Raw genomic sequence first — 14,111 nt, forward strand, 5'->3', positions numbered from 1 at the left:
AGGCCCTCGCGCGGACAGCCAGACAGGCCGCCCGCCCCTTTTTCGCCTGTAGCCTGCATGGAAAAAAGCCCAGCCGTCCCGATGCGCCGCCCGCCGGCCAGCGCCAAGTCCGAACAACGCATCCGCGACATCCTGCGGGTCGCGCGCCAGGTGTTCTCCGAAGCGGGCTTTCACGCGGCCACCACCACCGAGATCGCGCAGCGGCTGGGCGTCTCGGAAGCCACCGTCTTCACCTACTTCGGCGGCAAGCGCGAACTCTGCGTGCGCGTCATCAGCGACTGGTACGACGAAATCATCGCGCGGGTGGAGGACCACCTGCCGCATATCCACGGTGCGCGTGCCCAACTGCATTACCTGGTCCACACGCATCTGCGCCATCTGCTGGCCGAAGGTCCGGGCCTGTGCGCCTTCATACTTTCCGAAGGCCGCGCGCGCAACGACGACTTCGGCGACATCTACGCCGACCTGCAGCGCCGCTACACCGCGCCGCTGATGCGCATCCTGGCGCAAGGCCAGGCCGACGGCGACATCCGCCAGGACATGCCGCTGCGGTTGCTGCGCTCGGCGGTGTACGGGCCGATGGAGCATGTGCTGTGGGACGCGATGCGGCGCGGCGCGGAGGTCAATGTCGATGTGGCCGCCACGGCCGACCAGCTGGTCGGTTTTCTGTGGCAGGCCCTGCAGCCGCCGCGCCAGGACGCCCTGGCGCTGGCGCAATTCCGGGGCGAAGTCCAGAACGCGCTGCATCGGCTTCAGTCTTCCGAAAACAGAGACGGCGGCACGTACTGAGGAAAGCCGTTGTAGGTCTCGCCGCGCTCGGCCGGCTGCAGGTTCCATGAATGGCGCGCGTTCGGCACGCCGCCGTCCACCCGGATCACGGTGCCATTGATGAACGCGGCCGCGGGCGACAGCAGAAAGACCACGGCGGCGGCCAGTTCGGCTTCGGTGCCGAAGCGCTGTAGCGGCACCTTGGTTTTCAGCTCGCGCAGCACGCCACGGTAGTGCTCGTCGTAGCTGTCCATGCCGCTGGATGCAATCCAGCCCGGCGCCACGGCGTTGACGCGCACGCCGGCATACGCCCATTCGCAGGCGGCGGTCTCCGTCAGGTTCCACACCCCCGCGCGCGCCGCGCCCGAATGTCCCATGCCCGGCATGCCGCCCCAGATGTCGGCCAGCATGTTGACGATGGTGCCGCCGTGCTGGCGCATGTGCTGCGTATAGACCTCGCGCGACACAAGAAAGGTGCCGTGCAGATTGTTCTGCACGACGGCGTTCCAGCCATTGAGGCTGATGCGGTCCAACGGCGCGGGAAACTGGCCGCCTGCGCAATTGAAGACGCCGTCGATGCGGCCGTGCGCGGTCAGCGCGTCGGTGACGGCGCCGCGTACGCCGGCTTCGTCCCGGATGTCGCAGGGGTGCTGGCTGATCCGATCGGCGGCCTCGGGATAGACGCGGGCGATTTCCTCGGCCGCCGTGCGCAGTTTGTCCGGGTTGCGACCCACCAGCGCCAGGCGCGCGCCCAGTGCCGCCAGCTCATGCGCGGTGCAACGGCCCAAGCCGCTGCCGCCGCCGGTGACCATGATCGTCTTGCCGTCGAACAATCCCGGCCGGAATACCGATGCGTAACGCTGATCGGCGGCGCGACTCCCCGCAGGCTGATTCATGTCTGTCTCCGAAAATTTTTTGTTGAGGATAACTCAATCTACTGAAAACAAGCATCGCAACGCCGCGCTTTTGCCCATAGAATCAACCGAATTGATCAGAACTTCTGTTGAGCCATCATCAACAACACCGGAGACCGCGCATGACGCTGACCGCACCGCTGGACCTGACCATAGAAGGCCCCCTCGCCCGTCTGACGCTGAACCGGCCGGACATGCGCAACGCGTTCGACGAGACGCTGATCGCCGCGCTGACGGCCGCGATCCAGACTGCGGTCGATGATCCCCAGGTGCGGGTCCTGCTGCTGACGGGCGCGGGCAAGGCATTTTGCGCCGGCGGCGATCTGAACTGGATGCGCAAAATGGGCACGCTGACCGATGCGGACAACCGCAAGGACGCCACGCGGTTGGCGGACATGCTGCACGCGGTCTGGACCTGCCCGAAACCCATCGTCGCCTGCGTCAACGGCGACGCCTACGCAGGCGGCATGGGGCTGGTGGCCGCGTGCGACATCGCGGTTGCGGCAGACAGCGCGCATTTCTGCCTGTCCGAAACCCGCCTGGGCCTGCTGCCCGCCACCATCAGCCCCTACGTGATCCGCGCCCTGGGCGAGCGCGCGTCCAACCGCTATTTCCTGACCGCCGAACGCTTCGACGCCGCCACCGCGCTGCGGCTGGGGCTGGTGCACGAGGTCGTCCCGGCGGCCCAGGCGCTTGAGGCCGCCGAAGCGCTCTGCCGCACACTGTGCGCAAATGGTCCGGGCGCCGTGCAGGCCAGCAAGCGGCTCGTGCGCGACTTTGCCGGCCGGCCGCTAGACGCCGCCCTGATTGCCGACTCGGTCGAACGCATTGCGGCCATCCGCAGCACCGAGGAAGCGCGCGAGGGCGTGACGGCCTTCCTGGAAAAACGTGAACCGTCCTGGCGCGGCACGACGTAAGCGGCGGACAAGGACGCCGCGCCATTGATGCCATAATCCAGGGCGGATCTTCTGGAAGTCTCATGCCGCAAGCCACACCGCCCGCTTTTCCCCCGCTGAACGCCGAACGCCTCTGGTCGCGCGTCGACACCCTGTCCAAATTCACCCTGCCCGACGTCCCCTGGACGCGCCGCGCTTTTTCGCCGCTATTCGATGACGCGCGCGCCTGGCTGCGTAGCGAGTTCGAAGCCGCGGGCCTGACCACGCGCCTGGACGCGGGCGGCAATCTGGTCGGCACTCGCGCGGGGCGCGATGCCTCGCGCAAACCGATTTCCACCGGCTCGCACTGCGACACCGTCATGGCCGGCGGCCGCTTCGACGGCATCATCGGCGTGCTGGCCGGCATCGAAGTCGCGCACACGATGCAGGAACACGGCATCACGCTCGACCATCCTTTCGAAGTCATCGACTTCTTGTCCGAAGAACCCAGCGACTACGGCATTTCCTGTGTCGGCAGCCGCGCGCTGTGCGGCCAGCTCAGCGCCGACATGCTGGACGCGCGCAATCCGCAGGGCGAGACGCTGGCGCAGGGTATTGCCCGCATCGGCGGCGACCCGTCCGCGCTCAACGCCCCGCTGCGCCGCGCAGGCGAAACCGCCGCCTTTGTCGAACTGCATATCGAACAAGGCCCGGTTCTTGAAAGCCGCCAGCTGCCGATCGGCGTGGTCACCAACATCGTCGGCATCCGCCGCGTGCAGATCGTGGTCGAGGGCCAACCTGACCACGCGGGCACCACGCCCATGGACATCCGGCGCGACGCGCTGGTGGGCGCGGCCCGCATCATCGACGCCGCCAACCGGCAGGCCAGCGCGGCCAGCGGCAATCCGCATTACGTCGTCGCCACCGTCGGCAGGCTGAGCATGACGCCCAATGCGGCCAACGCGGTGCCGGGCCGGGTCGAGATGACGCTGGAAATGCGCAGCGACAGCAACGCCGTGCTGGACGCCTTTCCCGAAACCCTGATGGCTGGCGTGGCCGACGACCTGAAGGCGCTGCGTCTGACTGCCGGCTTCACGCAGCTCAGCCGCGCGCAGCCCACGGACTGTTCGCCGCTGGTCATGGACGCGGTCAAGGCGGCCGCCGACCAGCTTGGCTACGCGTCGATGCGGCTGCCCAGCGGCGCCGGCCACGACGCCGTGTACATGGCGCCCACCGGCCCTATCGGCATGATCTTCATCCCCTGCCTGAACGGCCGCAGCCACTGCCCCGAAGAATGGATCGAACCCGCGCAACTGCTGGACGGCACGCGCGTGCTGTACCAGTCGGTGCTGGAACTGGACCGCGTGCTGCGCGGCGCTTGAGACACACGATGGAACAGATAGAACTCAACGACAGCACCGCCGACCGCTTTCTGCTGGACGCGCGCGGCCTGTCCCTCATCGTCTTTCACAGCCGCACCTGCGGCACCTGTCGCGTGGCGCGCGAGCAGCTTCCGGGCGTGGAACTGCCGGTCGAGCGCATCTGCTGGATAGACGCCGGCGACAACCGCGGCCTGGTCGAGCGCTACGAGGTCTTCCACCTGCCCGCCATGTTCGTCGCCCGCGACGGCGCCTTTTATGGCCCGGTGCAAGCCTCGCTGGCTGAATGGGACCTGCGCCAGCAAATCGGCCTGGCGCTGGACAGCTATCCCGCCGAACTGCCGTGAGCATCACCGCCGCCAAGCCGCTGCGCCTGCCGCTGGACACGCTGGCCACCGGCGCCATGCTGGCGCTGTGCGTGTGCTGGGGCTTCCAGCAGATCGCCATCAAGCTGGTCGCGGACGACATCGCGCCCATCATGCAGATCGGGCTGCGCTCCACCTTCGCGGCCCTGGTGCTGGCCGTCGTGGTGTGGCGCGCCGAAGGGCTGCGCGCGTTCACCGACGGCACGTTCCTGCCTGGATTGATCGTGGGGCTGCTGTTTGCGGGCGAATTCCTGTTCGTCGCGCAAGGGCTGGTCTACACCACGGCCTCGCACATGTCGGTGTTTCTATACACCGCGCCGATCTTCGCGGCGCTGGGCCTGCACTGGCTGCTACCCGAAGAGCGTCTGAAGCCGCTGCAATGGGCGGGCGTCGCGCTGGCCTTCTGCGGCATCGCGGTGGCGTTCCTGGTCAAGGGCGGCCAGCCGTTGGCGCACGACGGCGCGCGCAACATGCTGCTGGGCGACGCGATGGGACTGCTGGCCGGGCTGCTGTGGGGCGCCACGACGGTGGCGATCCGCAAGACGTCGTTGTCCGAAACCGCCCCGGCCAAGACGCTTTTCTATCAGATGGCCGTGGCCTCGGTGGGCCTGTTGGTTTTTGCAGCCGCCACCGGCCATCATGGCATCCGCTATACCCCGGCCGCCGTGCTCAGCGTCGTGTTCCAGTCGGTCGTCGTCGCGCTGACCAGCTATCTGGCCTGGTTCTGGCTGCTGCGCCGGTATCTGGCGTCCCGACTGTCGATCCTGTCGTTCATGACGCCGCTGTTCGGCGTGAGCTTCGGCGTGCTGATCCTGGATGAACCGCTGGATGCGGGCTTCGTGATCGGCGCGGTGATGGTGCTGGCGGGAATCACGCTGGTCAGCGGGGCCGAAATGGTGCGGGAACGGCTGCGCAAGCGTCAGGCGCGGCGCAATTCGCATCATGGTTAACTCGGCTTTTTCCCGACGGCCCGGGCGGATATAACGGACTTTTGCCGCCCCCGGGCTCCCGGTGTCACCCAGTCCGGTGCGCGGCCTCGGCCTGGAGGTCACATGCAACCCTGGCACAGCGACAACCCCGCCCTGACCCGCGCCTTCGCGCCGGTCTTCGACGAACGCGAAGACGCCGATCTGCCCGTCGAAGGCGCCCTGCCCCCCGGCCTGTCCGGCGTCTTCATGCGCAACGGACCCAATCCGCAATTCGAGCCCGGCCCGGGCTATTCCTATCCTTTCGACGGCACGGGCATGATCCACGCGCTCTACCTAGATAGCGGCCGCGCGCGCTACCGCAACCGCTGGGTGCTGACTGCCGAACTGCAGGAAGAACGGGACGCCGGCCATCGCATCTACAACCCGACGTTCGGTCCGCCACCCTACGCGAACCTGGCCAACACCAACGTGCTGCGGCACGCCGGCCGCATCCACGCGCTGTACGAAGGCGGCTGCCCGTACGAACTGGACGACGCACTGGGCACGGTCGGCGCCAACACATTCCAGGGCAAGCTCGCCGGCGCGTTCTCCGCGCACCCCAAGGTCGACCCGCTGACCGGGGAAATGCTGGCGATCAATTACGACCTCATGGCGGGCACGCTTGAATACATGCGGCTGGACAGCACGGGGCGGGTGGACCGCCAGGTCGCATTTGCATCGCCCTGGCCGGCGCTGGTTCACGACATCGGCCTGACCGCCACCCACGTGGTGGCGTTTGTCTGCCCGCTGGTGTTCGACTTCAGCCGCGGACCGGCGGCGCCCGGGTGGGAGCCGCAGCGCGGCACGCAGGTGCTGCTGGTGCCGCGCGACTGCACCGACGCGGCGCAGATCCGGTGGATCGAGGCCGACCCCTTCTTCAATTGGCACGTCGCCAATGCCTACGTGGACAGCAACGTGATCGAGGCGGTGCTGCCCTGGCACGATGGCTACGGGCCCACGTCGCGCAAGCGGCTGGAAATGCACCGGCTGCGCATCGACATGGCCAGCGGACGCGTGGACGACCAGACGCTGGACGACCAGCCCTGCGAGTTCGGCCGGGTCAACGACGCGTGGCTGGGGCGGCGCACACGGTTCTGTTATGCCGGCCTGCGGGATCCGCGTCCGGGCGAAACGCCGCAGCCGGGCGCCTTCGAGGCATTTGCACGCTATGACGTCGAGACGGGTGCGAAGACCGTGTACCGCCTGCCCGCCGGGCAGACCGCGTGCGAACCGGTGTTTGCCGCCGATCCGGCCGGCGCGGGTGAAGCGGACGGCTACCTCCTGAGCTTCGTGCACACGGAAGACGACGCGGGCGGCCGGTTCATCGTGCTGGACGCGCGCGACCTGGCTGCCGGGCCGGTCGCGCAGGTGCGCCTGCCGCGCCGCGTGCCCGGCGGGCTGCACGGATCCTGGATGCCCTCGCCCGCAGCCGCTTAGCCTCGGGCGCGTCGCTGACTTGGGTCAGATGCGCCGCTGATCCAGGTCAGGCGCGCCGCTGACCTAGATTCAACACGATCAGCCCCGCCCCGGCCATCACGAACGCAAATCCCCACCAGTCCGCCGGGGCCGGCCGGTCGCCCACCAGCGCCATCGCGCCCAGCACGCCCACGACCGGCACCATCAGCGTGGTCAGCGCGGCGACGGTGGCGCTGACACGCTCGCTCAGCACGAACCACAGCCAGTACGCGACCGCAGTGCCCAGGATGATGTGAAACGAGAGCGCCCCCGCGACGCTGACGGTCCAGCCGCGCGTGGGAAAGGATTCGCCGGCGATCAGCGCGCCGGCCAGGGCGCAACCGGCGCCGACGACGAGCTGCCACGCGGTGATGACGATGCGATCGCCCGCGACGGGCCAGCGCTTCAGATACACCGTGCCGGCTGCCCACCCGAACGCCGCCACCAGCGGAAACACCAGCCCCTTGGCGGCGGCCACGTCATTGCCGCCGAACACCGCCTGCAGCACCGGCCAGGCCAGCACCGCGACGCCGCACGCGCCCAGCAGCAGCGCCAGGCCGCGGCGGCGGTCCAGCCGTTCGCCCAGCACCAGCCACGCCAACAGCGCGGACATCATCGGCATGGTGAAAGTCAGCACTGCCGCGCGCGACGTGCTGGTGCTGAGCTGCGCCCAGGCCACGGCCAGATTGAATACGGCCACCGCCAAGACGCCGCCCACCGCAATGCCGGGCCACGCGCTGCGCGGCGGCAAGAGCGGCAGCCGCTTGGCGCCCGCCAGCAGCAACAGCAGCAGCGCGCCGCTGCCCAGTCCCAGCACGCGCAAGGTGAACGGCGGGAAGATCGACAGAATGATCTTCACCGCCGGCCAGTTCAGGCCCCAGAACAGGGCCAATGCCACCGGGATCAGGCGCACGCCGCGTGGTCTCCCCCGGCGTTGCTGCCCCGCTCAGTGGCGATCAGCGATGCCAACCCCTGGCGCTGGTTGCCTTCGGCATCGAAGTTGTCCGGGCTGAGCCAGCGTTCGTACGCGGCGCGCAGCGCGGGCCATTCGCTGTCAATGATCGAGAACCACGCCGTGTCGCGGCTGCGGCCCTTGTAGACCGTGGCCTGCCGGAAGATGCCCTCAAAGCTGAAGCCCAGGCGCAGCGCCGCGGCGCGCGACGGCGCGTTCAGGCTGTCGCACTTCCATTCGTAACGGCGGTAGCCCAGTTCATCGAAGGCACGGCGCATCAGCAGGTACTGCGCTTCCGTGGCGATACGCGTGCGCTTGAGCTGACGCGAATAGGACACGAACCCGACCTCGATGACGCCGTTGGGCGCGTCGATCCGCATCAGCGCCAGCGTGCCGACGGCGCGGCCCGTCGCAAGGTCGATGATGGCGTGGTGCATCGGGTCCGGGCTGGCCTGCGCGGCCTCGGCGAACGTCCGGTAGGCAGCCTCGTCGGCAAACGGCCCGACGCCCATGTACGTCCAGTCGCTGTCGTCGGGCGCCTGACTGAACGCCTGGTACAGATCTGCCGCGTGACGCTCGGCCGACAGCGGCTCCAGGCGGCAATAGCGGCCAAGCGCGGGTTCAAGCGGCGGACGCGGACGCGTGGTCCAGCCGGGCAGCGCCGGGCCGATGGGTTGCTGAAAATCGTTGGTGCGGGGTTGCATGCGGCGGTGCCTCGGGAATCGGTTCAGGGCGCGCCGCCGACGGTGGCGCAACACCCAGGGCCTCACGATATCGGAACCGTGGCATCATAAAAAGTGCCACGAAACCGGAATTTAATAGGGCCATGATCGAAACTTCATTGGGCGATACCGCCACTGCCCCGCTGCTGTCCAGTCCGCTGGCACGCGGCCCGGGTTCGCTGCCGCGCCAGCGGCAGCTTATCCAGCGCCTCAAGCAGGCCATCCTTGCCGGCCAGCTACCCGCGGGCGGCAAGCTGCCGTCGTCCCGCGCGCTGTCCGAAGAATTGGATATCTCGCGCAATACGGTGCTGATCGCCTACGAGCAATTGACGGCCGAGGGCTACGTGATTGCCGACCGCCAGGGCACCCGCGTGGCGCCGCTGCCCGCCGCCGCCCGCAGCGCCGCGCGCGAGGCAGCCCCTCTCCCTGCGCAGCCGCCAGCCACGGCGCAGCGCCTCTCCCGCATCGTCTCCACCCGCTATACCCACGACGGTACGCTGCCGATGACGCCCGGCACGCCCGCGCTGACGCAATTCCCCGTGAACGCGTGGCGCCGCGCGCAGGACCGTGCCCTGCAGGCGGCGCCGGCCACCGCGCTGGGCTACGGTCATCCGGCCGGCGAACCTGCACTGCGCGAAGCCATCGCCCAATACCTGCGCGTGTCGCGCGGCGTGCATTGCGACGCCTCGCGCATCGTCATCACCGAAGGCGCAGAGGGCGGGCTGGCGCTGTGCGTGCAACTGCTGACCAACCCTGGCGATACCGCCTGGCTGGAAGATCCCGGCTACCGCGGCGCCAAGTCCGCCTTCCATGCCGGCGACCTCAATGTGGTGGCCATGCGCGTCGACGCCGACGGCATTGTCATCCCGGAGAGCGCCTGGACCCGCCAGCCGCCTCGTTTGATCCAGACGACGCCGTCGCACCAGTACCCGACCGGTGCGGTGCTGTCGCTGACCCGCCGGCTCGATCTGCTGGAACGCGCGCGACGCGCCGGCGCGTGGATCATCGAAGACGACTACGACAGCGAATTCCGCCACCAGGGCGAACCGATCGCCGCCATGCAGGGGCTGCTGCCGGATGCGCCGGTGCTGTATGTCGGCACGTTCAGCAAGACGATGTTCCCGGCCCTGCGCCTGGGCTTTCTGGTGTTGCCCGAAGCCCTGGCGCGCGAAGCCATGCCATCCGTCATCGAAATGCAGCGCGGCGGCCACCGGCTGGAACAGCTGGCCATGGCCGCCTTTATCGAAAACGGCCAGTTCTCGCGCCATCTGGGCCGCATGCGGCGCCTGTACCGCGAACGCCAGGCGGCGCTGCGCGAGGCGCTGGCCTTGCATCTGGGGATTGAGCACGAAGTCTTGGGCGGGCACTGCGGCCTGCACCTGACCGTGCGGCTGCCGCCGGCTTATGCCGACACGGCGATCGTGGCCGAGGCGCGCAAGCTGGGCATGAATCCGGGCGCGCTGTCGTCGTTTGCGCTGACACCGCGCATTGAAGACAACGGCCTGGTGATCGGCTACGGCAACACGGGTGCGGAGCGGTTTCCGGCGCTGGTGCGCCGGCTGCGGGACGTGGCGCTGGCGGTGGCGAAAGCGGCTTAGGACGCGCTAGTCGACCAGCCCGCCCAGCACCAGCAGCGTCATGAACGCCCAGAACAGAAAACCCAGGATGGACCGCCGCAGCAGCGCCTTGATCGCGCCCCACAGGAACATCAGGCCCAGCGCCAACAGCACCAGATTGAAGATCGACGGGCTCATGCCCATCGCGCCGGCCAGCCCGCCATAGAAATCGGCCAGCGCGCCGCCCAGCCCGCCGAGCAGCCATTTGATCCCTGCAACGATGGCGCGCAGGCCCTCGCCAAGCATGCCGCCCAGCGTCGCGAAAAATCCGTCGTCGGCGGGCATCAGCGGCGCGTATCCACAAGCATGCGCACGGCCAGGCCGGCCAGCACGGTGCCCATCAGCCAGCGCTGCACCACCATCCACAGCGGACGGCCCGCCAGGAACCCGGCAATGGAGCCGGCCATGATGGCGATCAGGGCGTTCACCGACAAGCTGATCACGACCTGCGTCATGCCCAGCGCCAGCGACTGGGCGAAGACGCTGCCGTGGTCGGGCTGGATGAATTGCGGCAGCAGCGACACGTACATGACGGCGATCTTGGGATTGAGCAGATTGGTGAGCAGACCCATCGTGAACAATTGCCGCGGGCTGCTCTTGGGCAGGTCATGCACCTGGAACGGCGAGCGGCCGCCCGGACGGATTGCCTGCCACGCCATGTAGAGCAGGTAAAGCGCACCGCCGATGCGCAGCACGTCGTAGGCATAGGGCACAGCCATCAGCAAGGCAGTGATGCCGAACGCCGCACAGGCCACGTAGAAGATGAATCCCACCGCCACCCCGCCCAGCGAAATCAGGCCGGCCTGCGGCCCTTGCGAGATGGAGCGCGACACCAGGTAGATCATGTTGGGCCCGGGCGTGAGCACCATGCCCAGCGCTACCAGGGCGAAAGTCAGCAGATGTGTCAGGTCAGGCATGGAGTGCCGGCGCGCGCCGGTCAGAAGTCGGGTCGTGACTGCACACCTTAGCCGAAAACTGTATCGGAACAGCGGAATTTTCGGGCGGGGTTGGCGGCTCGTCGCGCCGGCGATACAGTGGACCGCTCGACCCCTTCCTGTGGAGCGCAGCCCATGCCGAAACGTCATCCGTCCCCGGCAGACAGCCCCGCCGCGATCCGAGTCGGCATCGGCGGCTGGACCTTCGAACCGTGGCGCGGCGTCTTCTATCCCGACGACCTGCCCCATGCGCGCGAGCTGGAATACGCCAGCCGGCAGGTCACGGCCATCGAGATCAACGGCACCTACTACGGCACCCAGAAGCCCGCCACCTTCGCCAAGTGGCGCGATGAAACGCCCGACGACTTCGTCTTTTCGCTGAAGGCATCGCGGTATTCGACCGACCGGCGCGAACTGGCGGGCGCCAAGGACTCGATTGCCAAGTTCGTGAACAGCGGCATCGCCGAACTGGGACCGAAGCTGGGGCCCATCGTGTGGCAGTTCGCGCCGACCAAACAGTTCGACCCGGAGGATTTTGGCGCCTTCCTGGAATTGCTGCCGGACAAGGTGGACGGTTTGCCGTTGCGGCACGCGCTGGACGTGCGCCATCCCAGCTTTGCCTGCGAGGAATACGTGGCCCTTGCGCGCCGCCATCGCGCGGCGACCGTGTACACCGATAGCGATGAGTTTCCCGCCATCGCCGACCGGACGGCGGACTTTGTCTACGCGCGGCTGATGCGCGCCAGCACGGCCTACAAGGCCGGTTACGCGCCCAAGGCGCTGGACACCTGGGCGGAGCGATTCCGGATCTGGTCACGCGGCGCGGACCCGGAGGACCTGCCGCTTATCGGCAAAGCGGCCTCCGGGAAAAAATCGCAAGATGTCTTCGCGTACTTCATCAATGGCGCAAAAGAACGCGCGCCGGCAGCGGCGCGCGCGATGATTCAACGCCTGTAGCGCCGGCGCACGCCGCTCGCGCCATCTGGCGGTTGCGGCCCCGCCGGTTCACAGGCTTTATTCCGCGACGGGCGTGCGCATCGTCACGAACTCTTCGGCTGCCGTGGGATGGATGCCGATGGTGTCGTCGAACACCGCCTTGGTCGCCCCCGCCTTCAGCGCCACGGCCAGTCCCTGCACGATCTCGCCGGCCTCCGGACCCACCATGTGCACGCCCAGCACGCGATCGGTCTGCGCGTCGACGATCACCTTCATCAGCGTGCGTTCCTGCGATTCGGTCAGCGTCAGCTTCATGGGGCGGAAGCGGCTTTCGAACAGCCGGACCTCGTAGCCGGCTTCGCGCGCCTCTTCGGTGGTCAGGCCCACCGTGCCGATGTTGGGCAGGCTGAATACCGCAGTGGGGATCAGCTTGTAGTCGACCTTGCGGTATTCGTGCGGGCGGAACAGGCGCCGCGCCACCGCCATGCCTTCGGCCAGCGCCACGGGCGTCAGCGGCACGCGGCCGATCACGTCGCCGATAGCCAGGATGGACGGCTCCGCGGTGCGGTACTCGTCATCGACCTCGATGAAGCCATCTTCGCGCAGCTTCACGCCGGTGTTTTCCAGCCCCAGGTTGTCCAGCATCGGACGGCGGCCCGTAGCGTAGAACACGCAATCGGTCTCGATGACGGAACCATCCTTGCAGGTGGCGGCCAGCGATCCGTCGGCGCGCTTGTCGATGCGCGCGACCTCGGTGTTCATGCGCAGGTCGATGCCCTTCTTGACCAGTTCGTCGCGCAGGTGCTCGCGCACGCCCAGGTCAAATCCGCGCAGGAAGAGCGGGCCGCGATACGACTGGACGGTCTGTGCGCCCATGCCGTTGAAGATGGACGCGAACTCCACGGCGATGTAGCCGCCGCCCACGACCAGCACGCGGCGCGGCAGGTCCTTCAGGAAGAAGGCCTCGTTGGAGGTGATGGCGAGTTCCTTGCCGGGAATGTCGGGCACCTGCGGCCAGCCGCCCGTTGCCACCAGAATGTGTTCGGCGCAATAGGTCTTGCCGTTGATTTCGACCTTGTGCGGATCGACGATGCGCGCGTGGCCTTCAAGCAGCGTCACGCCGCTGTTGACCAGCAGGTTGCGGTAGATGCCGTTCAGGCGCTCGATCTCGCGGTTCTTGTTCGCGATCAGCGTGGGCCAGTCGAACTTGGGCGCGTCCGCGCTCCAGCCAAAACCGTGCGCCTGCTCGAAGTCTTCGCTGTAGTGCGCGCCGTAGACCAGCAGTTTCTTGGGCACGCAGCCCACGTTCACACACGTGCCTCCCAGGTAGCGGCTTTCCGCCACCGCCACGCGCGCACCGAAACTGGCGGAAAAGCGGGCCGCGCGTACGCCGCCCGAGCCCGCGCCGATCACAAACAGGTCAAAGTCAAATGCCATGGGGTTTCCTTCGCGCGGCCTGCCAGCCGGCGTTCACTGTCCGGGAAAGCTGTATTTAACACCACGGTTGGAATACATTGGCCGCAGCCGGCCCCGCGCGCTGGCCCTTCCTACGGAGTTCCTTCCATGTCGTTCGAAACCTGGCTGGCCTTCCTGGGCGCTTCCGCCCTGCTCGTCATGCTGCCCGGCCCCACCATTCTTACCGTCATCAGCTATTCGCTTACGCACGGCAAGCGCGCCCGCCTGCCGCTGGTGCTGGCCGTGGCGCTGGGCGATTCCACCGCCTTGGTGCTGTCGCTGCTGGGCCTGGGCGCGCTGCTTGCCGCATCCGCGTTCTGGTTCACGGTGGTCAAGACCATTGGCGGCCTGTACCTGCTGTATCTCGGCTACCGGCTGCTGCGCGCCGGCGTGTCTCCCGCCACGCTGCCCGTTGCGACGGTGGCGGGTTCGCGCTGGAAGCTGTTTGCCAACACTTACCTGGTGACCGCACTGAATCCGAAAGGCATGATCTTCTTCGTGGCCTTCCTGCCGCAGTTCATCGATCCGGCACGAGACGTGACGCAGCAGCTGTGGGTGTTGTCGGCGACGTTTGTCGCCTGCGCCGGCATCAATGCCGCGGCCTATGCAATCTTTGCCGGCTCGGCCCGGCGCATGCTAGCGTCGCCGCGCGCGCAGCGCGGCTTCAACCTGGGTGGCGGCGCGCTGCTGTCGGCCGCCGGCGTGTGGGCCTTGCTGGCCCGCCGCGCGTAGCGTGGCGAAAAGCACGGCGAAACGCGCGGCCGGCATCCC

The 14,111-nt window shown here is 67.9% G+C and carries 15 protein-coding genes; 9 read left to right on the forward strand and 6 right to left on the reverse strand.

What is annotated here, in order from left to right; genetic code table 11:
• Positions 1-57: 57 nt before the first annotated feature.
• Positions 58-789: a TetR/AcrR family transcriptional regulator gene (locus tag AC6CIE_RS21390; protein WP_239213923.1), complete on the forward strand. Its 732-nt coding sequence runs from the start codon at positions 58-60 to the stop codon at positions 787-789.
• Here AC6CIE_RS21390 and AC6CIE_RS21395 read toward each other — a convergent pair.
• Complete coding sequence (locus AC6CIE_RS21395; protein ID WP_498093860.1) at positions 753-1,664, reverse strand: SDR family oxidoreductase; 912 nt, start codon at positions 1,662-1,664, stop codon at positions 753-755. The two genes, AC6CIE_RS21390 and AC6CIE_RS21395, sit on opposite strands and share 37 nt — an antisense overlap.
• A 140-nt stretch (positions 1,665-1,804) precedes the next feature.
• On the opposite strand from AC6CIE_RS21395, the gene AC6CIE_RS21400 reads away from it, so the two are divergent.
• From AC6CIE_RS21400 to AC6CIE_RS21420, 5 genes are all read left to right on the forward strand, one after another.
• On the forward strand, positions 1,805-2,599 hold the full coding sequence (locus tag AC6CIE_RS21400) for an enoyl-CoA hydratase/isomerase family protein (RefSeq protein ID WP_498093862.1): 795 nt from the start codon (positions 1,805-1,807) through the stop codon (positions 2,597-2,599).
• Between the two features lie 62 nt (positions 2,600-2,661).
• A complete protein-coding gene (ertE, locus tag AC6CIE_RS21405; RefSeq protein ID WP_498093864.1) occupies positions 2,662-3,939 on the forward strand; it encodes an N-carbamyl-l-glutamate amidohydrolase ErtE in 1,278 nt (425 codons plus the stop codon).
• An 8-nt stretch (positions 3,940-3,947) separates the two neighbouring features.
• Positions 3,948-4,283 carry a thioredoxin family protein gene (locus AC6CIE_RS21410; protein ID WP_175124098.1) on the forward strand — a complete coding sequence of 112 codons (336 nt, stop codon included), beginning with the start codon at positions 3,948-3,950 and terminating at the stop codon, positions 4,281-4,283.
• 2 nt (positions 4,284-4,285) lie between these two features.
• Positions 4,286-5,251, forward strand: coding sequence for a DMT family transporter (locus AC6CIE_RS21415; protein WP_498094167.1), 966 nt, complete (start codon positions 4,286-4,288; stop codon positions 5,249-5,251).
• Between the two features lie 102 nt (positions 5,252-5,353).
• On the forward strand, positions 5,354-6,706 hold the full coding sequence (locus AC6CIE_RS21420) for a carotenoid oxygenase family protein (RefSeq protein WP_498093866.1): 1,353 nt from the start codon (positions 5,354-5,356) through the stop codon (positions 6,704-6,706).
• Positions 6,707-6,752: 46 nt separating this feature from the next.
• Here the strand turns inward: AC6CIE_RS21420 and AC6CIE_RS21425 are convergent, their stop codons facing one another.
• Together AC6CIE_RS21425 and AC6CIE_RS21430 are read right to left on the reverse strand one after the other, a co-directional pair.
• The gene (locus AC6CIE_RS21425) at positions 6,753-7,637 is read right to left on the reverse strand and encodes a DMT family transporter (RefSeq protein ID WP_218343416.1); all 885 of its coding nucleotides are present in this window, start codon (positions 7,635-7,637) and stop codon (positions 6,753-6,755) included.
• On the reverse strand, positions 7,628-8,380 hold the full coding sequence (locus AC6CIE_RS21430; RefSeq protein ID WP_175185060.1) for a GNAT family N-acetyltransferase: 753 nt from the start codon (positions 8,378-8,380) through the stop codon (positions 7,628-7,630). Before AC6CIE_RS21430 ends, AC6CIE_RS21425 begins: the two co-directional genes overlap by 10 nt.
• Before the next feature lie 122 nt (positions 8,381-8,502).
• Between AC6CIE_RS21430 and pdxR the strand changes: the two genes are divergently transcribed.
• Positions 8,503-9,996 carry a MocR-like pyridoxine biosynthesis transcription factor PdxR gene (gene pdxR / locus AC6CIE_RS21435; protein WP_498093868.1) on the forward strand — a complete coding sequence of 498 codons (1,494 nt, stop codon included), beginning with the start codon at positions 8,503-8,505 and terminating at the stop codon, positions 9,994-9,996.
• A gap of 6 nt (positions 9,997-10,002) precedes the next feature.
• On the opposite strand, the gene AC6CIE_RS21440 is transcribed toward pdxR, so the two are convergent.
• On the reverse strand, positions 10,003-10,299 hold the full coding sequence (locus AC6CIE_RS21440) for a hypothetical protein (protein ID WP_175124093.1): 297 nt from the start codon (positions 10,297-10,299) through the stop codon (positions 10,003-10,005).
• Positions 10,299-10,931 carry a LysE family translocator gene (locus AC6CIE_RS21445; protein ID WP_498093870.1) on the reverse strand — a complete coding sequence of 211 codons (633 nt, stop codon included), beginning with the start codon at positions 10,929-10,931 and terminating at the stop codon, positions 10,299-10,301. Before AC6CIE_RS21445 ends, AC6CIE_RS21440 begins: the two co-directional genes overlap by 1 nt.
• 153 nt (positions 10,932-11,084) lie before the next feature.
• On the opposite strand from AC6CIE_RS21445, the gene AC6CIE_RS21450 reads away from it, so the two are divergent.
• Positions 11,085-11,906: a DUF72 domain-containing protein gene (locus tag AC6CIE_RS21450; RefSeq protein ID WP_498093872.1), complete on the forward strand. Its 822-nt coding sequence runs from the start codon at positions 11,085-11,087 to the stop codon at positions 11,904-11,906.
• A gap of 57 nt (positions 11,907-11,963) precedes the next feature.
• On the opposite strand, the gene gorA is transcribed toward AC6CIE_RS21450, so the two are convergent.
• The gene (gene gorA, locus AC6CIE_RS21455) at positions 11,964-13,322 is read right to left on the reverse strand and encodes a glutathione-disulfide reductase (RefSeq protein WP_498093874.1); all 1,359 of its coding nucleotides are present in this window, start codon (positions 13,320-13,322) and stop codon (positions 11,964-11,966) included.
• Between the two features lie 126 nt (positions 13,323-13,448).
• Here gorA and AC6CIE_RS21460 point away from each other — a divergent pair, with 126 nt between their 5' ends.
• Positions 13,449-14,072: a LysE family translocator gene (locus tag AC6CIE_RS21460; RefSeq protein ID WP_498093876.1), complete on the forward strand. Its 624-nt coding sequence runs from the start codon at positions 13,449-13,451 to the stop codon at positions 14,070-14,072.
• Positions 14,073-14,111 lie beyond the last annotated feature (39 nt).

The sequence above is a fragment of the Achromobacter sp. GQ309 genome (genome assembly GCF_059759315.1).